Annotated in this window: 21 protein-coding genes; 14 read left to right on the forward strand and 7 right to left on the reverse strand. The window is 65.2% G+C overall.

All coding sequences use genetic code 11. The features are described from left to right. Positions 1-254: 254 nt before the first annotated feature. The 3 genes from KVP70_RS23355 to KVP70_RS23365 all read right to left on the reverse strand — a co-directional run bounded on the left by KVP70_RS23355 (position 255) and on the right by KVP70_RS23365 (position 3155). A complete protein-coding gene (locus KVP70_RS23355; protein ID WP_217944792.1) occupies positions 255-914 on the reverse strand; it encodes a hypothetical protein in 660 nt (219 codons plus the stop codon). 58 nt (positions 915-972) lie between these two features. Then, on the reverse strand, positions 973-1593 hold the full coding sequence (locus tag KVP70_RS23360; RefSeq protein ID WP_217944794.1) for a hypothetical protein: 621 nt from the start codon (positions 1591-1593) through the stop codon (positions 973-975). 143 nt (positions 1594-1736) lie between these two features. After that, positions 1737-3155 (reverse strand): metallophosphoesterase, encoded by a 1419-nt coding sequence (locus KVP70_RS23365; protein ID WP_262311777.1) that lies wholly within the window; start codon positions 3153-3155, stop codon positions 1737-1739. A 118-nt stretch (positions 3156-3273) separates the two neighbouring features. Between KVP70_RS23365 and KVP70_RS23370 the strand changes: the two genes are divergently transcribed. Both KVP70_RS23370 and hrcA read left to right on the forward strand, forming a co-directional pair. Next, positions 3274-3981 carry an HAD family hydrolase gene (locus KVP70_RS23370; RefSeq protein WP_217944795.1) on the forward strand — a complete coding sequence of 236 codons (708 nt, stop codon included), beginning with the start codon at positions 3274-3276 and terminating at the stop codon, positions 3979-3981. Positions 3982-4049: 68 nt separating this feature from the next. Continuing rightward, on the forward strand, positions 4050-5066 hold the full coding sequence (gene hrcA, locus KVP70_RS23375) for a heat-inducible transcriptional repressor HrcA (protein ID WP_217944797.1): 1017 nt from the start codon (positions 4050-4052) through the stop codon (positions 5064-5066). A 112-nt stretch (positions 5067-5178) separates the two neighbouring features. Here the strand turns inward: hrcA and fur are convergent, their stop codons facing one another. Then, positions 5179-5607 carry a ferric iron uptake transcriptional regulator gene (fur, locus tag KVP70_RS23380; RefSeq protein ID WP_217944798.1) on the reverse strand — a complete coding sequence of 143 codons (429 nt, stop codon included), beginning with the start codon at positions 5605-5607 and terminating at the stop codon, positions 5179-5181. A 266-nt stretch (positions 5608-5873) separates the two neighbouring features. On the opposite strand from fur, the gene KVP70_RS23385 reads away from it, so the two are divergent. From KVP70_RS23385 to KVP70_RS23405, 5 genes are all read left to right on the forward strand, one after another. Further along, positions 5874-6524, forward strand: a complete 651-nt coding sequence (locus KVP70_RS23385) for an outer membrane protein assembly factor BamE (protein ID WP_217944800.1) — start codon at positions 5874-5876, stop codon at positions 6522-6524. 16 nt (positions 6525-6540) lie between these two features. Continuing rightward, positions 6541-7347 carry a 4-hydroxy-tetrahydrodipicolinate reductase gene (dapB, locus tag KVP70_RS23390; protein WP_217944802.1) on the forward strand — a complete coding sequence of 269 codons (807 nt, stop codon included), beginning with the start codon at positions 6541-6543 and terminating at the stop codon, positions 7345-7347. Next, positions 7347-8006, forward strand: coding sequence for a MotA/TolQ/ExbB proton channel family protein (locus tag KVP70_RS23395; protein ID WP_217944804.1), 660 nt, complete (start codon positions 7347-7349; stop codon positions 8004-8006). The genes dapB and KVP70_RS23395 overlap by 1 nt, the downstream gene beginning before the upstream one ends. A gap of 109 nt (positions 8007-8115) precedes the next feature. After that, entirely contained in the window at positions 8116-8544 is a 429-nt protein-coding gene (locus KVP70_RS23400; protein ID WP_217944806.1) for an ExbD/TolR family protein, read from the forward strand. Continuing rightward, entirely contained in the window at positions 8544-8870 is a 327-nt protein-coding gene (locus KVP70_RS23405; protein ID WP_217944808.1) for a barstar family protein, read from the forward strand. The genes KVP70_RS23400 and KVP70_RS23405 overlap by 1 nt, the downstream gene beginning before the upstream one ends. Here the strand turns inward: KVP70_RS23405 and map are convergent. The 3 genes from map to KVP70_RS23420 all read right to left on the reverse strand — a co-directional run bounded on the left by map (position 8857) and on the right by KVP70_RS23420 (position 10933). Continuing rightward, the gene (map, locus tag KVP70_RS23410; RefSeq protein WP_217944810.1) at positions 8857-9690 is read right to left on the reverse strand and encodes a type I methionyl aminopeptidase; all 834 of its coding nucleotides are present in this window, start codon (positions 9688-9690) and stop codon (positions 8857-8859) included. The two genes, KVP70_RS23405 and map, sit on opposite strands and share 14 nt — an antisense overlap. A gap of 46 nt (positions 9691-9736) precedes the next feature. Beyond that, positions 9737-10102, reverse strand: coding sequence for a VOC family protein (locus tag KVP70_RS23415; RefSeq protein WP_217944812.1), 366 nt, complete (start codon positions 10100-10102; stop codon positions 9737-9739). Positions 10103-10174: 72 nt separating this feature from the next. After that, the gene (locus KVP70_RS23420) at positions 10175-10933 is read right to left on the reverse strand and encodes a helix-turn-helix domain-containing protein (protein WP_217944814.1); all 759 of its coding nucleotides are present in this window, start codon (positions 10931-10933) and stop codon (positions 10175-10177) included. 142 nt (positions 10934-11075) lie between these two features. Here KVP70_RS23420 and leuS point away from each other — a divergent pair, with 142 nt between their 5' ends. From leuS to KVP70_RS23455, 7 genes are read left to right on the forward strand one after another with little or no spacing between them, the layout of a single operon-like run. Next, positions 11076-13706, forward strand: a complete 2631-nt coding sequence (gene leuS / locus KVP70_RS23425) for a leucine--tRNA ligase (RefSeq protein WP_217944816.1) — start codon at positions 11076-11078, stop codon at positions 13704-13706. Between the two features lie 11 nt (positions 13707-13717). After that, a complete protein-coding gene (locus KVP70_RS23430; protein WP_217944818.1) occupies positions 13718-14287 on the forward strand; it encodes an LPS-assembly lipoprotein LptE in 570 nt (189 codons plus the stop codon). 9 nt (positions 14288-14296) lie between these two features. Next, complete coding sequence (gene holA, locus KVP70_RS23435; protein WP_217944820.1) at positions 14297-15313, forward strand: DNA polymerase III subunit delta; 1017 nt, start codon at positions 14297-14299, stop codon at positions 15311-15313. 11 nt (positions 15314-15324) lie between these two features. After that, positions 15325-16596 carry a glutamate-5-semialdehyde dehydrogenase gene (locus KVP70_RS23440; RefSeq protein ID WP_217944822.1) on the forward strand — a complete coding sequence of 424 codons (1272 nt, stop codon included), beginning with the start codon at positions 15325-15327 and terminating at the stop codon, positions 16594-16596. An 8-nt stretch (positions 16597-16604) separates the two neighbouring features. Next, positions 16605-17021 (forward strand): CopD family protein, encoded by a 417-nt coding sequence (locus KVP70_RS23445; RefSeq protein WP_026333971.1) that lies wholly within the window; start codon positions 16605-16607, stop codon positions 17019-17021. Between the two features lie 10 nt (positions 17022-17031). Then, complete coding sequence (locus KVP70_RS23450) at positions 17032-17634, forward strand: 2-hydroxychromene-2-carboxylate isomerase (RefSeq protein ID WP_217944823.1); 603 nt, start codon at positions 17032-17034, stop codon at positions 17632-17634. Between the two features lie 57 nt (positions 17635-17691). Beyond that, positions 17692-18894: a THUMP domain-containing class I SAM-dependent RNA methyltransferase gene (locus tag KVP70_RS23455; RefSeq protein ID WP_416053874.1), complete on the forward strand. Its 1203-nt coding sequence runs from the start codon at positions 17692-17694 to the stop codon at positions 18892-18894. Positions 18895-18904 lie beyond the last annotated feature (10 nt).

Genomic DNA, 18904 nt, shown 5'->3' on the forward strand with positions numbered 1-18904 from the left:
GACACGGCCTCTGCCGTAGGCGCCGCCTACGGCAGAGGCCGTGTCCGAATGTCAGACTTGACCCCCGTATAAAAAAAAAGCCCGCTGGTGAAAGCGGGCTAAATCCAATTCCTTTGCAAGAAGTGGAGGAGACAAGTCAATTATGCTGCAGCGCGGTATATAACGCAAATTTATTTTTCGAATATCGAACATCACGATAACGCATAACTGTCCGGCCGCCGCGCCGTGCATTCCGCGCGCCGCGGCCCTCTGGATTACTTCGGTTTGCAGCTCAGTGTCACGTTGCTGACCTTGGCGCCGTTGACCACGCCGCTGTTGTTGGCCAGCGAGCAATTGAGGTCGTCCGGCTGCGACAGGATGGTCACGCCGTAGGCGGAACCGTCGGCCACCGGCGACGCAAACTCGTACTCGCCCTTGCCCAGCACGGTATCCGTGGCCGCGGCGCTCGACACCGAGACCTGGCCGCCGGTGGAGCCGTTCAGCAGCACCACGACGCGCGGGACGGCCGCCACCGCGGCGGTGCTGCCGCTGGCGGGGATGGCCTCGGATTTGTTGAACAGGCCGACGAACGGGCCGCCCACCGAGTAGCTGTTCTGGGCGCACTGGATCGTCACGGCGATCGCCACCGTATGGCCGGCCGAACCGGAACCATTCAACGGCTGGCAGGTCTGGTGCGCCGGATTGGCCAGCACGGTGACGTTGTACTCGGTGCCGTACGGGATTTGCTTGGGCATCACGAAGCTGGTGGCGCCGGCCGCCACCGGCAACTGGTCGGCGCCGTTGGCCAGCACCAGGCCAGGGTTGCCCAGGCCGCTGATCGCGCCCTGCACGGCGAATTGGGCCTTGCCGCCGCAGGCGGACAGCGCGGCGGCCAGCATCAGCGCCGCTACGGCGCTCAAAGTCGAAAATTTCATCAATTACTCCAAAAAGAGGCGGATCGGCCGGCCAGCGCGATGCGGGCCGGCGCGAGAATTAGTTGCAGGTGACGGTCACGCCGAGGAAGCCGCCGGCCGGCATGGTGCCGACGTTGCTGGCCAGCGTGCAGGTCTGGGCCGGATTGTTCGGCTGCGCCAGCACGGTCACGCCATAGGGCGAACCGTCGCCAACCGTGTTGCCGAAGGTGAACGAGACCGGCGCGCCGGCGGTGGCCGGCCGCGGCACGCTGACGGTGTCGGCGCCGTTGGCCAGGATCAGGCCTGTGTTGGCGGGGCCCGTGCTGCTGAGGCCGCTCACGGTGCCGCCCAGCGTCCACGGGTTGGCCTGGCAGGCGAAGCCGATCTGGCCCGAGGTATAGGCGTTGGCCTTGCCGACGTTGCTGGTGCCGATCGGTTTGCAGCTGCCGCCGGTCGGGCCGGCGAAGACCTGGATATCGAATTCCTCATCGACCGCGGCCAGCTTGGTGAACACAAAGCCGGTGGCACCGGCGGCGATCGGCAGTTTTTCGCCGGTCTTGTTGTTGATCAGGACCAGATCGGGCTTGGTCAGGCCGCTGATGCCGCCGGACAGGGCCAGGTTGCCATTGCCGCCGCCGCAGGCGTTCAGCAAGGCGGCGCACACCAGGGCCAGGCCCGAACGCAGATACAAACTTTTCATAAAATTCTCTCTCCAAAACGAATAGGGCCCGGCAAACCTCGGGTGCAGCATCTTACACGGAATGGCCCGTATTTTAGTGCATTTGCTCAGGCCGGGCCGCTAAGCGATGTAACAGCTTGTGACACTTGCGGCCGCGGCGCGGCCTAGCGGACCTGCGCCAGCGCGCAGCGCGAACGCTTGCCGTCGAGCCGGCACGTGTTGCGCACCCGGCCTTGCTGGTCGTGCACTTGCACCAGCCACTGGTCGGCGCCCAGCCGCTCCATGCTCATGAAGCCGAAGCCGTCGACCCAGGAACTGAACTGCTCGACCTGCGCGCCCGGCGCCGGCGTCACGCCGTCCGGCAAGCGTTCCGGCAGCGGCACGGTGTCCTCGGCGGTGCCGGAAAAGCCGGAAATGAACTGGCTCGGATGGCCGCTGGCGAAGCTGACCTGCTCCCACAGATGCACATGGCCGGACAGCATCGCCTGTATGCCGTCCGGCAGCAGCTGCGCGTTGAGCGAGCCGAACGCCTGCTGCAGGCCGGCGTCGCCCGGCAGCAGCACGGTGGCGCCGTCGGCCTTGCGGTCGGCGCCCATGCCCAGCAGCGGATGGTGGACGATGCCGAGGTTGCGCGGCGCCTGCCGCGCCAGCGCCTCCAGCTTGCGGTACAGCTCGCGGTACTTGTCGTAGCCCGGCTCGCCCGGCTTGAGGCCCTTCCAGCTGGTGCTGGCGCTGTCGAGCACCAGCAGCTGGGTGTCCTGGCCGATCGGCACGGCGTAGGGATCGCTGTAATTGCCGACGGCGTCGTCGGCGGCGAGGTTGCAGTCGCGGCCGGGCAGCAGCGGGCGCGGATCGAGCAGGCGCCAGTAGCCCTGGCCGCCGCGCAGGCAGTTTTCGTGGTTGCCGCGCGCCATCACCCACGGCGCCGCCTGCAGCAGCGCCGCGCCGGGCGCGAAGAAATCGGCGTTCCAGGCGTCCCAGCCATAGCCCCAGGGGCTGCCGGCGCAGCCGGCGTTGCCGTCCGGGCAGGCGTTTTCGCGGTAGTGGTAGTCGCCCACGTGGATCACCAGCTCGGGGCGCCACGCGGCGGCGGCGGCGGCGATGGCGGCGAACGGGTAGGCGGCGCCGTCGTTGCAGGCCTGGTAGCTGTGGCTGTTTTTTTGCAGGCGGCAGCCGGTGTCGCCGAGCACGACGATGCGCCGCGGCGCCGGCGTCGGCAGCGGCAATACCCGGCCCAGCACGCTCGCCTGGCGATAGCTGCCGGCGGCCGGCAGCGGCGCCTCGCAGGTCAGCAGCGGGAAGGCGGCCGGCTTGGAGTCGGCCGGGGCCGACGGCGTGCTGCGCAGCGCCAGGGTGGCGGCCGGCGCGCGCACGGCCATCGGCCGCGGACGCTGGTCGATGACGATGTCGGGGCAGGCTGGCGCGGCGATCAGCACGCGCGCCACGGCGGCGCCCTGTTCGCCCAGCACCACGAAGGAGGAAAACGCCGGCGCCTGGCCGACGGTGGCGCAGCCGGCCAGCACGGCGCTCAGCAGGGGCGCCGCCCAGCGGCGGCAAATCGTCACAAACATGGTCAAAGGCACGGCGGCTCCAGCAGGGGAATCCGGTAATTTACCATGCCGTCGCCGGGTCGTTGCCGGCTCGTCGCCAAGCGGCGATCGGTGCGACAATACGCGGATTCCACATTTTCCCCTGCCCGCCATGAACTATCGCCGCCCGCACGCCCTGCTGTTCGACCTTGACGACACCCTGTGGCCGATCGCCCCGGTGATCGCGGCGGCGGAAACCAGTTGGCACGCCTGGCTGGCCGAGCACGCGCCCGAAGTGACGCAGCGCTACTCCATCGCCGAGCTGCGCGCGCGCCGCATGGCCTTGCTGGAGCAGCGTCCCGAGCTGGTGGTCGACCTGTACCAGCTGCGCCGCGTGGCGCTAGAGCAGGCCTTCGCCGACGCCGGCGCCGACGCCGCCCACATCGACGGCGCCATGCGCCATTTCCACGAGCGGCGCAACGCCGTCACGCCGTATGCCGACGTGGTGCCGGCGCTGGCCGAGTTGCAGGCGCTGCTGCGGCTGGGCGTGATCACCAACGGCAACGCCGACCTTGAAGTCATCGGCCTGCAGCACCATTTCGACACCGTGCTGGCCTCGTCGCGCTTCGGCCGCGCCAAGCCCGACCCGTCCATCTTCCTGGCCGCCTGCGCGGCGATGGGCGTGGCGCCGCAGGACGCGGTCTACGTCGGCGACGACCTGCGGCTGGACGTGCAGGGCGCGCAGGGCGCCGGCCTGCGGGCGGTGTGGATGAACCGCGCCGGCAGCACGGCGCACCTGGAGGCCGGCGTGGCGCCGGACGCCATCTGTGCCAGTTTCGATGCACTTCTGGCCTGGGTGCGCGGGCAAATGCGGCATTGACGCCACGCCGCGGCCCCTGTCCGGCGCAGAGCGTGCATAATAAGCGGAAATACCATCAGTGAATGAACATGCAACTCGAACCACGCGCACAAACCCTGCTCAAGGCCCTCGTCGAACGCTACATCGCGGACGGGCAGCCGGTGGGCTCGCGCGCCCTGTCCAAGATCTCCGGGCTGGACCTGTCGCCGGCGACCATCCGCAACATCATGGCCGACCTGGAGGAGCTGGGCTACGTCGCCAGTCCCCACACCTCGGCCGGGCGGGTGCCGACGCCGCGCGGCTACCGCATCTTTGTCGACACCTTGCTGACGGTGCAGCACCTCGACGAGCAATCGGTCGAAGGGCGCATGCGGCTGCAGGCGCCTCAGCCGCAGAAGATGATCGCCAACGCGGCGCAGATGCTGTCGTCGCTGTCGCAGTTCGCCGGCGTGGTGCTCAGTCCGCGGCGCGAATCGGTGTTCCAACAGATCGAGTTTTTGCGGCTGGGGGAGAAGCGCATCCTGCTGGTGATCGTCGGCCCGACCGGCGACGTGCAGAACCGGCTGCTGCTGACCGACGTCGACTACAGCCCGGCGCAGCTGGTGCACTCGGCCAACTACATCAACCAGAACTACGGCGGCCTGGCCTTCGACGAAGTGCACATGCGGCTGCAAAACGAAGTGCGCCAGCTGCGCGACGACATGGGGCGGCTGATGCAGGCGGCGGTGGAGGCGGGCAGCGAGGCGATGGCCGACAGCTCGGACGACATGGTCATCTCCGGCGAGCGCAACCTGCTGTCGGTGAGCGACCTGTCGTCGAACATGACGTCGCTGCGGCAGATGTTCGACATGTTCGAGCAGAAGACCGGCTTGATGCAGTTGCTCGACGTCTCGAGCAAGGCCAGCGGCGTGCAGATCTACATCGGCGGCGAATCGAGCCTGGTGCCGATGGACGAGATGAGCGTGGTCACCGCGCCCTACATGGCCAACGGCAAGATCGTCGGCACCTTGGGAGTGATCGGCCCGACCCGCATGGCGTATGAGCGGGTGATACCGATCGTCGACATCACGGCCAAGCTGCTATCGAACGCGCTGAGCCACAACTAAGCGGGGGTCAGGGGGTCAAGTCTGACATTCGGACACGAGCTCTGCCGTAAAGCAGCTTACGGCAGGGCTCGTGTCCGAATGTCAGACTTGACCCCCGAGGTTTTGGATAGGCTTACTGGCGGTGCGGGCAGGCGGTCTTGGTGCAGTTGCCGTAGATCGCCAGCGCATGCTCGGCGATCTTGAAGCCGCGCTCCTTGGCGATGATCTGCTGGCGCGATTCGATTTCCTCGTCGAAGAATTCCTCCACCCGGCCGCAATCGAGACACACCAGGTGGTCGTGGTGCGAACCTTCGTTCAATTCGAAAATCGCCTTGCCCGTCTCGAAATGGTTGCGGTTGAGCAGGCCGGCCTGCTCGAACTGGGTCAGCACGCGGTACACGGTCGCCAGACCCACATCCATATTGTCGGACAGCAGAATCTTGTAGACATCCTCGGCGGTCAGGTGGCGCACTTCGCTGTTCTGGAAGATGTCCAGGATCTTGAGGCGGGGCAGCGTGGCTTTCAGGCCGCTGGCCTTCAGGTCGGTAGGATTGTTGCTCATGATGTCGACTCTTTGAGTGGTTGGCGATTGTGAGCCGACAGTTTAACGCACTCCGACAGGCGCCGCACCTTCGACGCGAGACGCGCCCTCCCGCGTGAAATTTACATTTGCAATGTTTTACAATTAATCTTTATAAAACAAGGACATAGTTCCGGATTTGCTGGATAATGCGATCTCTCCGAGTGCCCGCGCAGCCCCATCTCGCACCTTGTGCTTTATGATATAGCGTTTTTCGGCACTTCCGCTCGATCAGATTGAGGACAACCATGCGCGTCACCCAGGCTTTATCGCAGTCTTTGTTGCACCGTTTCACCCGCCGCGCGCCGCTGCTCGCCGGCGCTGTTTGCGTCGCGCTGGCCGTGGGCGGCTGTGCGTCCAACACCACGCTGGGCGAGAAATCGACCGACGTCAAGGAAACCGGCACCACGCTGGACGCCAACAAGGGCGCGCAAACGACCACCATCACCAAGCTGCAGAAGTTCATGTGGTTCTTCTCGCCGTATCGCCCGGACATCCAGCAGGGTAACTTCGTGTCCGAAGAGATGCTGTCGCAGCTGAAGGCCGGCATGACGCGCGACCAGGTCCGCTTCATCTTCGGCACCGCGCTGTTGGCCGACCCGTTCCACGCCGACCGCTGGGACTACGCCTTCCGCATGGCCAAGGGCAACGGCGAAATCACCACCAGCCGCGTGATCGTGTTCTTCGACAAGGACGGCAAGGTGGCGCGCTGGGAAGGCGGCAACCTGCCGACCGAAAAAGAATACATCGCCCGCATCGCCGGCCCGGCGCCCAAGGTCAAGAAGGACCTGAGCGTGCCGGATGCGCGTCCGGTGGGCAATACCTCGTCCATCCCGGCCGGCAGCGACAACGCCGCCGCCTCGCCGGTTGGCGTCACGGTGAACAACGACAAGAAATAAGCACGAGGACCGAAGCATGACAGACCTGAACATCGCCATCGCCGGCGCCGGCGGCCGCATGGGCCGCATCCTGATCGAAGCGGTGCTCGACGCGCCCGACGCCACCCTGTCCGGCGCGCTGGACCGCGCCGGCTCGGCCAACGTCGGCAGCGACGCCGCCGCCTTCCTCGGCAAACCGGCCGGCGTGCCGGTGGAGTCCGAGCTGGCCAAGGGCCTGGCCGGCGCGCAGTTCCTGATCGACTTCACCCGCCCCGAAGGCACGCTGGAGCACCTGGCCTATTGCGCCGAGCACGGCATCAAGATGATCATCGGCACCACCGGCTTCGACGACGCCGGCAAGGCCGCCATCGCCGAGGCGGCCAAGAAGACCGCCATCGTGTTCTCGCCCAACTTCAGCGTCGGCGTCAACGTTACGCTCAAGCTGCTGCAGCAGGCGGCCAAGGCGCTGTCGACCGGCTACGACATCGAAGTGATCGAAGCCCACCACCGCCACAAGGTCGACGCCCCGTCCGGCACCGCGCTGAAGATGGGCGAAGTGCTGGCCGACGCGCTCGGCCGCGACTTGAAGGATTGCGCCGTCTACGCGCGCGAAGGCGTGACCGGCGAGCGCGATCCGTCGTCGATCGGCTTCGCCACCATTCGCGGCGGCGACATCGTCGGCGACCACACGGTGCTGTTCGCCGGCACCGGCGAGCGCATCGAGATCAGCCACAAATCCAGCAGCCGCGTGACCTACGCGCACGGCTCGCTGCGCGCCTGCCGCTTCCTGGCCGACAAGGCCACCGGCCTGTACGACATGAACGACGTGCTGGCGCTGAACTGATGACGCCCAACCACTTCACCCTGGCCAGCTACTGGGAGCAGGGCGACACCATCAGCCACATCGTGGCGCTGGTGTTGCTGGCGATGTCGCTGGTGAGCTGGTTCTTCATCCTGGCCAAGAGCTACGCCGCGTGGCGCATCCGCCGCGGCGCGCCGGCGGTGCAGGCGTTCTGGGAGGCGCCGTCGATGCAGGACGGCGTGGCCGCGCTGACGCTGGCCGATCCCGAACAAGTGTTCCTGCCGCTGGCGCAGCAAGGCGCCGCGCAGTTGAAGACCGCCGGCCGCTCTTCACTGGGCGGCGAGATGGGCCATGCGGCCCAGGTCACGCGCGTACTGCGGGTGGCGATCCAGCATTCCACCAACCGCCTCGAAGGCGGCCTGACCCTGCTGGCGTCGATCGGCGCCACCGCGCCCTTCGTCGGCCTGCTGGGCACGGTGTGGGGCATCTACCATGCGCTGGCCAATGTATCGGCCAGCGGCACGGTGCAGATCGACAAAGTGGCCGGCCCGGTGGGCGAGGCGCTGATCATGACCGCCATCGGCCTGACGGTGGCGATCCCCGCCGTGTTGGCGTATAACGGATTCAACCGCGTCAACCGGCTGACCCTGGCCGAGCTGGACGCCTTCGCCCACGACCTGCACGCGTATTTGACGAAGTAACGGAGGGGGTCAAGTCTGACATTCGGACACGTGCTCTGCCGTAGCGGCTGCTACGGCAGAGCACGTGTCCGAATGTCAGACTTGACCCCCCGCTTTAAGAGGAGCGAGCATGAGCTTTGGCGCATTCAACCACCACCGCAATCCCGGCCCGATGGCCGACATCAACGTCACGCCGATGGTGGACGTGATGCTGGTGCTGCTGGTGATCTTCATCCTCAGCGCGCCGATGTTCACCCACGCCGTCAAGCTGGACCTGCCGAAAGCACAGGCGCAGGCCAGCCCGCAGCAGGCCGCGACGGTCACGCTGTCGATCGACGGCGCCGGCAAGATCTTCTGGAATAACGACCCGGTCGAGCAGAGCGTGCTGGAAGCGCGCCTGGTCGAAGCGGCCAAGCTGGAGCCGCAACCGGAACTGCAACTGCGCGCCGACAAGGACACCCGCTACGAAGTGGTGGCCCAGGTGATGGCGGCCGCGCAGTCGAATGGATTAACGAAATTGGGTTTCGTCACCGACCCCAAAAGAGAAGGAAAAAAATAATGGCAACCGCAGAACTGAACGGCGCGGCGATCACCGACTTTGACGCCTTCCACGCCGCCTGCAAGGCCGCGCTGGGCTTCCCCGACGGCTACGCCAACACCATGGACGCCTGGGTCGATTGCCTCAGCTATTTGCGCGACGAGGACGGCATGAGCAAGTTCCGCCTGAAGCCGAACGAAGTGCTGGAAATCGTCATCACGGGCGCGGAGGCGATGAAGGCGGCCGTCCCGGATATCCTGGAAGAGATGACTTACTGCGTGGCCGGCATCAACGAGCGCTACGAAGACTACGGCGAGAAGCCGGCCCTGAAACTTACGCTGCGCTAACCGCGCCGGCCGGCACGGCGTTCGGGATCAGCGCCTTGGCGCCGGTCTCGCCCGGTGCCAGCGTCAGCACCTCGTAGCCGGTCTCGGTCACCAGCACCATGTGTTCCCACTGCGCCGACAGCGATTTGTCGCGCGTCTCGACGGTCCAGCCATCGTTCAATTCCTTGGTCGCCGCCTTGCCGGCATTGATCATCGGTTCGATCGTGAACAGCATGCCCGGCTTGAGTACCACGCCCTGGCCCGGACGGCCGTAGTGCGCCACCTGCGGCTCCTCGTGGTAGACCATGCCGATGCCATGGCCGCAGTAATCGAGCACCACGCTGTAGCCGGCCTTCTCGGCGATGGTCTGGATCGCGAAGCCGACGTCGCCCAGGGTGGCGCGCGGCTTGACGGCGCGGATGCCGGCCCACATCGCCGAATAAGTGGTCTCCACCAGCTTGCGCGCCGCCTTCGACGGCTCGCCGACGTAGTACATGCGGCTGGTGTCGCCGTGCCAGCCGTCGCGGATGACGGCGACGTCGATGTTGATGATGTCGCCATCCTTGAGGATGTGGTCTTCCGCCGGAATGCCGTGGCACACCACATGGTTGACCGAGCTGCACACGGTGGCCGGGAAGCCGCCGTAGCCGACGTTGGCCGGAATCGCCTGCTGCACGTTGACGATGTAGTCGTTGCACAGCTGGTCGAGGTAGGCCGTGCTGACGCCCGCCTTGATGTGCGGCGTGATCATGGTCAGCACGTCGGCCGCCAGCTGGGCGGCGACGCGCGCCAGGACGATTTGCTCGGGCGACTTGATCAGGTTGGCGTTGCGACGGGACATGGGACTACCTCTTTCATTTTTTAAGCCGCGTATTCTGCCACAACCGCTAGCGCACCGCTTTCAAGTCGAAGTGCGGGTTGTCAATAAGGCAAAGCAAATTGCCGAACGGATCGGCCAGTTCGACCGTCTTGATGTTCTCGCCGACGTCCTGGATCGCGCCGTGCACGGTGGCGCCCAGCGCGACGATGCGCTCGACTTCGGCGGCGATATCGTCGACGCCCCAGTAGACCATGCTGCCGGTCTGGCCCGGCTTGCCGTCCGGGATCAGGCCCAGCTCGAAACCGCCGACGTTGAAGCCGACGTAGAACGGCTGGTCGAAATAGGGTGCCGTATCGAATACCTTGCTGTACCAGGCCTTGGCGGCTGCCAGGTCGGCGACCGGGTAGGCCACGGTGCGTAATCCCTTGATCATGCTTGTCTCCACTGAGATGTTGAAAACACCATCTTGGCACAATGGCGGCGGGCGCGATTGTAAAAATGGAAGCTAGGCCGCCAGCAGGAAGCGTTCCGGCGCGCTGCCGGCGAATTCCTGGAAATCGTGGATCAGGTGCGACTGGTCGAAATAGCCGCAGGCCAAAGCCAGTTGCGCCCAGTCAGGCGACGGCTCGGCCTTGAGCGCGGCCGTGGCGCGGCGGAAGCGGCAGATGCGCGCATACAGCTTGGGCGACAGCCCGACCCGCGCGCGGAACAGCGCCGCCAGGTGCTGGCGCGACACGCCCAGCTGCGCTGCCAGGTCTTCGATGCGCAGCACGCCGCCGCTGGCGTCCAGCGCGGCCAGCGCGCGGCGGATCAGCAGGTCGCCCGGATCGCCCGCTTGTCCGGCGCCGTCCGCGCGCAGCCGCCGCAGCAGCTGATGCTCGATCAGGGCGATGCGCTCGCGGTCGGATAGTTCGCAGGTCCACAGCGCGTCGGCCAGCCGTTCGGCATCGCTGCGGTCCCACAGCAGGTCGATATCGGCCCGCTGGTCGGTCAGCGCGTGCAGCGGCGCCGCCAGGAAGGCGCCCGCCGCGCCGGGTTTGAAGCGCACCGCCACCGTCCGCAGCGGCCCGCCGCTGGCGACCAGGATGGCGCTGCTCATCATGCCGACCGCGAAGCCGGGCCGTCCGCCGTCCTGCCACAGGATGTCGACGCAGTTATCCGGCAGCACCCGATGCGTATGGGCGCCGCCCGGCGCGCAGGCGGCCCACATGCACTCGACATGCGCGGCCAGCGCCGGGTGGGGAGGATATTCGCGATAATACATCCGCCCAGTATACCCCGGGGGTCAAGTCTGACATTCGGACACGGGCTCTTCCGCAGTGCAGCAGAGGCCGTGTCCGAATGTCAGACTTGACCCCCTGGGTTATAATGTCCGGTTCATATTCACTTATTGGCCGCACACCATCATGCAAGATAAATATAGTCCCGCTGACGTAGAAAAAGCCGCTCAATCCCACTGGAAAGCCATCGACGCCTACAAGGCCGTCGAGCACGACCCGCGTTTCCCGAAAGGGAAGTATTACGCCTGTTCGATGCTGCCTTACCCATCGGGCAAGCTGCATATGGGCCACGTCCGCAACTATACGATCAATGATGTGATGTACCGCTACCTGCGCATGAACGGCTACAACGTGCTCATGCCGATGGGCTGGGATGCGTTCGGCATGCCGGCGGAAAACGCGGCGATGGCCAACAACGTGCCGCCGGCGCAGTGGACCTACTCCAACATCGCCCACATGCGCGAGCAGATGGAGTCGATGGGTCTGGCGATCGACTGGTCGCGCGAAATGACCGCGTGCAAGCCGGAATACTACAAGTGGAACCAGTGGATGTTCCTGAAGATGCTGGAAAAAGGCATCATCTACAAGAAGACCGGCACCGTGAACTGGGACCCGATCGACCAGACCGTGCTGGCCAACGAGCAGGTGGTCGACGGCCGCGGCTGGCGTTCTGGCGCGCTGATCGAAAAGCGCGAAATCCCGATGTACTACGCCCGCATCACCGACTACGCCGACGAGCTGCTGGCCTACGTTGACGACAAGCTGCCAGGCTGGCCTGAGCGCGTGCGCACCATGCAGACCAACTGGATCGGCAAGTCGACCGGCGTGCGCTTCGCCTTCCCGCACCAGATCAAGGGCGCCGACGGCGAGTTGATCCAGGACGGCAAGATGTACGTCTTCACCACCCGCCCGGACACCATCATGGGCGTGACCTTCTGCGCCGTGGCCGCCGAGCACCCGCTGGCGATCCACGCCGCGCAGACCAATCCGGCGCTGGCCGCCTTCAACGCCGAGTGCAAGCTGGGCTCCGTGATCGAAGCCGACATGGCGACGATGGAGAAGAAGGGCATGCCGACCGGCCTGTTCGTCACCCATCCGCTGACCGGCGCGCAGGTCGAGGTCTGGGTCGGCAACTACGTGCTGATCACCTACGGCGACGGCGCCGTCATGGGTGTGCCCGCGCACGACGAGCGCGATTTCGCCTTCGCCAAAAAATACAACTTGCCGATCAAGCAGGTCATCACAGCCGAAGGCAAGGACTTCTCCACCGAAGCCTGGCAGGAATGGTACGGCGACAAGGACATCTCCATCGTCACCAACTCCGGCAAGTACGACGGCCTGCGTTACGCCGAAGCCGTCGAAGCCGTGGCCGCCGACATGGCCGCCAAGAACCTGGGCGAGAAGAAGATCACCTTCCGCCTGCGCGACTGGGGCATCTCGCGCCAGCGCTACTGGGGCACGCCGATCCCGATGATCCATTGCGCCGATTGCGGCGTGGTGCCGGTGCCGGAAAAAGACCTGCCGGTGGTGCTGCCGGAAGACTGCGTACCCGATGGTACCGGCAATCCGCTGAACAAATACGAAGCCTTCCTCAAGTGCGACTGCCCGCAGTGCGGCAAGCCTGCGCGCCGCGAAACCGATACGATGGATACCTTCGTCGATTCGTCGTGGTACTACATGCGCTATACCTCGCCGGGCGCCGACAAGGCCATGGTCGATGAACGCAATGACTACTGGATGCCGATGGACCAGTATATCGGCGGCATCGAACACGCCGTCATGCACCTGCTGTACGCGCGCTTCTGGACCAAGATCATGCGCGACTTCGGCCTGGTCAAGTTCGACGAGCCGTTCGTCAACCTGCTGACCCAGGGCATGGTGCTCAACGAGACCTACTTCCGCGAAGACGCGGCCGGCAAGAAGACCTGGTTCAATCCGGCCGACGTCGACCTGACGCTGGACGACAAGGGCCGCCCGCAAGGCGCGACCTCGAAGGCCGACGGCTTTGCCGTCAACATCGGCGGCACCGAGAAGATGTCGAAGTCGAAGAACAACGGCATCGACCCGGCCGCGCAGATCGACCAGTACGGCGCCGACACCGCGCGCCTGTTCACCATGTTCGCATCGCCGCCGGAACAGACGCTGGAATGGTCGGGCAGCGGCGTCGAAGGCGCCAACCGTTTCCTGCGCCGCGTGTGGGCGTTCGGCTACGCGCAGCGCGAAGCCATCGCCGCCGCCGGCGCGCCGCTGACCGCCGTCGCCACCACGGACGCCGGCAAAGCCCTGCGCCGCGAACTGCACAAGGTCTTGCAGCAGGCCGACTACGACATCAAGCGCATCCAGTACAACACCGTGGTGTCGGCCTGCATGAAGATGTTGAACACGCTGGAATCGGCCAAGGACGCGGATGCCGCGTCGATCGCCGAAGGCTACGCGATCTTCCTGCGCCTGCTGAACCCAGTCGCTCCGCACGTCACCCACGTGCTGTGGGAAGAACTGGGCTACGCCAAGGCGCATGGCGACATCCTCAACGTGCAGTGGCCGCAAGTGGACCCTGCGGCGCTGGAGCAGTCCGAGATCGAAATGATGATCCAGGTGAACGGCAAGCTGCGCGGCAGCGTGGTGGTGGCCAAGACCGCCGACAAGGCGAGCATCGAAGCGGCGGCCCTGGCCAACGAAGCGGTGCAGAAGTTCATCGAAGGCACGCCGAAGAAGATCATCGTGGTGCCGGGCAAATTGATCAACATCGTGGTTTAACTGGATAGCACATGCTTACTACTTCCGAGTTGTTCCGGCGCGGCCGGCTGGCCGGCGCCGTGCTGGCCGTGGCGCTGACCGTGTCGGCCTGCGGCTTCCATCTGCGCGGCGACGGCGGCCACTACACGCTGCCGTTCCCGTCGATGTACGTCGGACTGCCGGAAGCGTCGCCGTTGGCGATCGATTTGAAGCGCAATATCCGCGCCAACGGCGGCACCACCGTCGTCAGCGCGGCCAAGGATGCGGACGGCGTGATCGAGGTGCTGTCCGACCCCGAAAAAACCCGCTCCAAGACCATCCTGACGCTGAACCGCAACGGCCGCGTGAGCCAGTATCTGCTGTCGTACAACATCGTGTTCCGCGTGCTGGACAAGCAGGGCAAGGAGCTGCTGGGACGCACGCAGATCCTGCTGACCCGCCCGATCGACTTCAACGAAACCCAGTTGCTGGCGAAGGAACAGGAAGAAGCGCTGCTGTACAAGGATATGCAGACCGACCTGGTGCAGCAGATGATGCGCCGCATCGCGGCCATCAAGCCGCTGCAGGTGTCGCTGCCGCCGCCGCCGGCCCTCGGCCAGTAAGGACGCGCGATGCAACTAAGGTTGGAAGCGCTGGACGGCCATTTGACGAAGTCGCTGTCCCAGCTGTACGTGATCACCAGCGACGAGCATCTGCTGGCGCTGGAGGCGGCCGACAAGATCCGCAAGGCGGCGCGCGCGCAAGGCTATTCCGAGCGCGACGTGCTGACCGTGGAGCGCAGCTTCAAGTGGGGCGAGCTGTTGGCGTCCAACCAGGCGCTGTCGCTGTTCGGTGACAAGAAGCTGATCGAGTTGCGCATCCCGACCGGCAAGCCGGGCAAGGATGGCGGCGCGGCGCTGCAGAATTATGTGAAAGATCTGAGTCCGGACAACCTGACCCTCATCACGCTGCCCAAGCTGGATTGGCAGACGCAGAAGGCGGCCTGGGTCGCCAGTCTGCAGCAGGCGGCGGTGTATATCGACATCGCCCAGATTGAACGGGCGCAGTTACCCAATTGGATAGGCCAGCGCCTTGCCGCACAAGGGCAAAGCGCGGATAGACAGAGCATCGATTTCATCGCCGATCGCGTTGAAGGCAATCTGCTTGCGGCCCATCAGGAGATACAGAAGTTGGCCTTGCTGCACGAGCCGGGCAAGCTGACCTACGAGCAGGTGCACGATGCGGTGCTGAACGTGGCGCGTTACGACGTGTTCAAGCTCAGTGAAGCGATGCTGTCGGGTGATCCGGCGCGTCTGGTGCGCATGCTGGAAGGCTTGAAGGGCGAGGGCGAGGCGCTGCCGCTGGTGCTGTGGGCCGTGTCGGAGGAAATCCGCACGCTGCTCAAGCTCAAGGCGGGCATGGCGCAGGGCCGTCCGCTGGGTGCGCTGCTCAAGGAGTATCGTATCTGGGGACCGAAGGAACGCATGATGGAGCCGGCGCTGCGCCGCATCTCGCTGCCTGTACTGGAAGCGGCGATGCGGGACGCGGCGCAGGTCGACAAGATGATCAAGGGCTTGCGCGCCAAAGCGCACGCCGGCGACGCGTGGGATTCGATGCTGCAGCTGGCACTCAAGGTCGCACGCGGTTAGGAAAGCTAGCTATGGATATCAAGCACTACATGGAACAACTGGGTCAGCAGGCGCGCAAGGCATCGCGCGCCATGGCCCGTGCCGACAGCGCGACCCGCAACCGCGCGCTGACGCTGATCGCCGACGCGATCGAACGCGAGGCGCCGCAACTGCGCGCCGCCAATCAGCTCGACATGGACGCGGCGGCCGCCAACGGCCTGGCGCCGGCCATGCTGGACCGCCTGGCGCTGTCCGACCAGGCCATCGCGACGATGGTGGAAGGCCTGCGCCAGATCGTCGCGCTGCCCGATCCGATCGGCGAAATCTCGGGCCTGAAGTTCCGCCCGTCCGGCCTGCAGATCGGCCAGATGCGCGTGCCGCTGGGCGTGATCGGCATCATCTACGAATCCCGTCCCAACGTGACGGTGGACGCGGCCGGCCTGTGCATCAAGAGCGGCAACGCCACCATCCTGCGCGGCGGCTCGGAAGCGATCCACTGCAACCGCGCGCTGGCCAAGCTGGTCACGGAAGGCCTGCTGGGCGCCGGCCTGCCGGCCGATGGTGTGCAGGTGGTCGACACCACCGACCGCGCCGCCGTCGGCGCCTTGATCACCATGCCGCAGTACGTGGACGTGATCGTGCCGCGCGGCGGCAAGGGCCTGATCGCGCGCCTGATCGAAGAGGCGACGGTGCCGATGATCAAGCACCTGGACGGCATCTGCCACGTCTACATCGACGCCAAGGCCGACATGAAGAAGGCGCTGGACATCGCGTTCAACGCCAAGTGCCACCGCTACGGCACCTGCAACACCATGGAAACGCTGCTGGTGGCGCGCGCGATCGCGCCTGCGGTGCTGCCGGAACTGGCCAAGCTGTACGCGACCAAGCAGGTCGAGCTGCGCGCCGATCCGGAAGCGCTGGCGATCCTGTCCGCTGCTGGCTACCCGCACCTGGTGGCGGCGACCGAGGAAGACTGGTCGACCGAATACCTGGCCGCGATCCTGTCGGTGAAAATCGTCGCCGGCATCGACGAGGCGATGGAGCACATCAACCATTACTCGTCCAAACACACGGAAGCCATCGTCACCGAAGACCACACGGACGCCATGCGCTTCCTGCGCGAAGTCGATTCGGCGTCGGTGATGATCAACGCGTCGACGCGCTTTGCCGACGGTTTCGAATATGGCCTGGGCGCGGAGATCGGCATCTCCAACGACAAGCTGCACGCGCGCGGCCCGGTTGGTTTGGAAGGTTTGACCTCGCTGAAGTACGTCGTGTTCGGTCACGGCGAAATCCGTCAATAAGGAGACATATGCTCTGGATTAAAGCGCTGCACATTTTCTTCGTGATCGCCTGGATGTCGGGTGTGTTCTACCTGCCGCGCATCTTCGTCAACCTGGCGATGGAGACCAACGAGGTCTCTACCCAGCGCCTGCTGACGATGGCGCGCAAGCTGTATCGTTTTTCGATGTGGCTGTCGGTGTTCGCGGTGGTGTTCGGCGCTATCCTGGTGTGGATGCAGTACGGCGCGCAGATGCCGCACTGGCTGCACGCCAAGCTGTTGTTCGTGGTGCTGGTGATCGGTTATCACCACGCCTGCGGCGGCATCCTGAAAAAGTTCGAGAAGGGCGTCAACACCCGCAGTCACAAGTGGTATCGCGTCTTCAATGAAATGCCGGTGTTTATGATGCTGGCGATCGTACTGCTGGTTGTCGTCAAACCCTTCTGATCGGAGCGTCATGAGTAAAGTCTGCCAGTATTTTTTCGCCGCCCATTCGCCGTGGACCTATCTGGGCCATGCGCGCTTTGTCGCCATGGCGCGCCAGAACGGTGTGCAGGTTGAAGTGCGTCCGGTCGATCTGGGCAAGGTGTTCGGCGTGTCGGGCGGCCTGCCGCTGGCCAAGCGCGCGCCGCAGCGCCAGGCCTACCGCCTGGTCGAGCTGACGCGCTGGTCGGAGTTCCTCGGCATTCCGCTGAACGTGCAGCCGAAGTTTTTCCCGGTGTCGCCGGACATGGCCAGCCGCATGGTGATCGCCGCGCGCCTGACGCACGGTGTGGACGTGGCGCTGGAACTGGCGTTCGCGGTGATGCGCGGCCTGTGGGCGGAAGACAAGAACATCGGCGACGAAGAGACGCTGGCGCAGATCGCCGGCAGCTGCGGCCTCGATGGCAAGGCGCTGATCAAATCGTCGGAGACGGCCAGCGTGCAGGCCGAGTATGACCGCAATACGGAAGACGCAACGGCGGTCAGCGTATTCGGCTCGCCGTGGTATGTGTTGGATGGTGAAAGCTTCTGGGGCCAGGACCGCCTGGACTTCCTGGAAAGAGCAATGCAGAAGTAAATCGCGCCGCGCCACTCGGGCGGCGCGCAATTTTTTTAACGGACAAAAGGTACACCTATGGCATCCTATTTTTGCCCATGCCCACGCGGCATGGAAGCGGCGTTGGCCGAAGAACTGGGCGAAATCGCCCTGCTGAGCACCACCCTGAAGGTGCACAACCAGGTGCCGGGCGGCGTGCACTGCTCCGGCGACCTGCTCGATTCCTACCGCATCAACCTGCATTCGCGCATCGCTTCGCGCGTGCTGATGCGCATGGCCGTCACCGGCTACCAGAACGAAAACGACATCTACGACCTGGTGCTGGCGCAGCAGTGGGAAGACTGGTTCACCTACGACCACACCATCCGCGTCGACGTCACCGCCGTCAAGTCCCCGCTGAAAAGCCTGGAGTTCACCACGCTGAAAATCAAGGACGCGATCTGCGACCGCTTCCGCGACCAGTTCGACAAGCGTCCATCGGTCAACACCAAGGAACCGGACATGCGCATCGTCGGCTTCCTCGACGCGCGCCAGTTCATCATCTACCTCGACACCTCGGGCGAAGCGCTGTTCAAGCGCGGCTGGCGTGAAGAAACCGGCGACGCGCCGCTGCGCGAGAACCTGGCCGCCGGCCTGCTGCGCGTGTCGGGATGGAAGCCGGGCATGCCGCTGTTCGACCCGATGTGCGGCTCCGGCACCATCCTGTGCGAAGCGGCGCAGATGGTGCAGGGCATTCCGCCAGGTGCGTGCCGTCGCTTTGCCTTCGAAGCCTTCAACGACTTCGATCCGGCGCCGTGGAACGAGATGAAGAATTCGATCAAGGCCAATCCGCTGCCAGAGTCGCCGACCATCTTCGGCTCCGACATCTCGGGCGACATGGTGGAGATGACCCGCCACAACCTGAAGTGCGCCGGCATCATGTTCGACGTGCCGCTCAAGCAGATCGAGGCGCAGGAAGTGAAGGCGCCGACCGAGCAGCCGGGCATCCTGCTGACCAACCCTCCGTACGGCGAGCGTATCGGCGTGCGCGGCGACAGCACGCTGCCGGAAGACGAACTGGCGAGCAGCTTCTACTCGGCGCTGTCGACCACCCTGAAGCAGCGCTTCGCCGGCTGGACGGTGTTCCTGTTCACGGCCGACCTGGGCCTGCCGAAGCTGCTGCGCTTGAAGGAATCGCGCAAGACGCCTTTCTTCAACGGCGCGCTGGAATGCCGTCTGTTCCGCTTCGACATGGTGGCCGGCTTCAACCGCCGCGAAGCGGCCAAGCCTAAAGAAGTCTAACCACTACGCC

The sequence above is a fragment of the Duganella violaceipulchra genome, assembly GCF_019166075.1.
Classification (GTDB): domain Bacteria; phylum Pseudomonadota; class Gammaproteobacteria; order Burkholderiales; family Burkholderiaceae_D; genus Rugamonas; species Rugamonas violaceipulchra.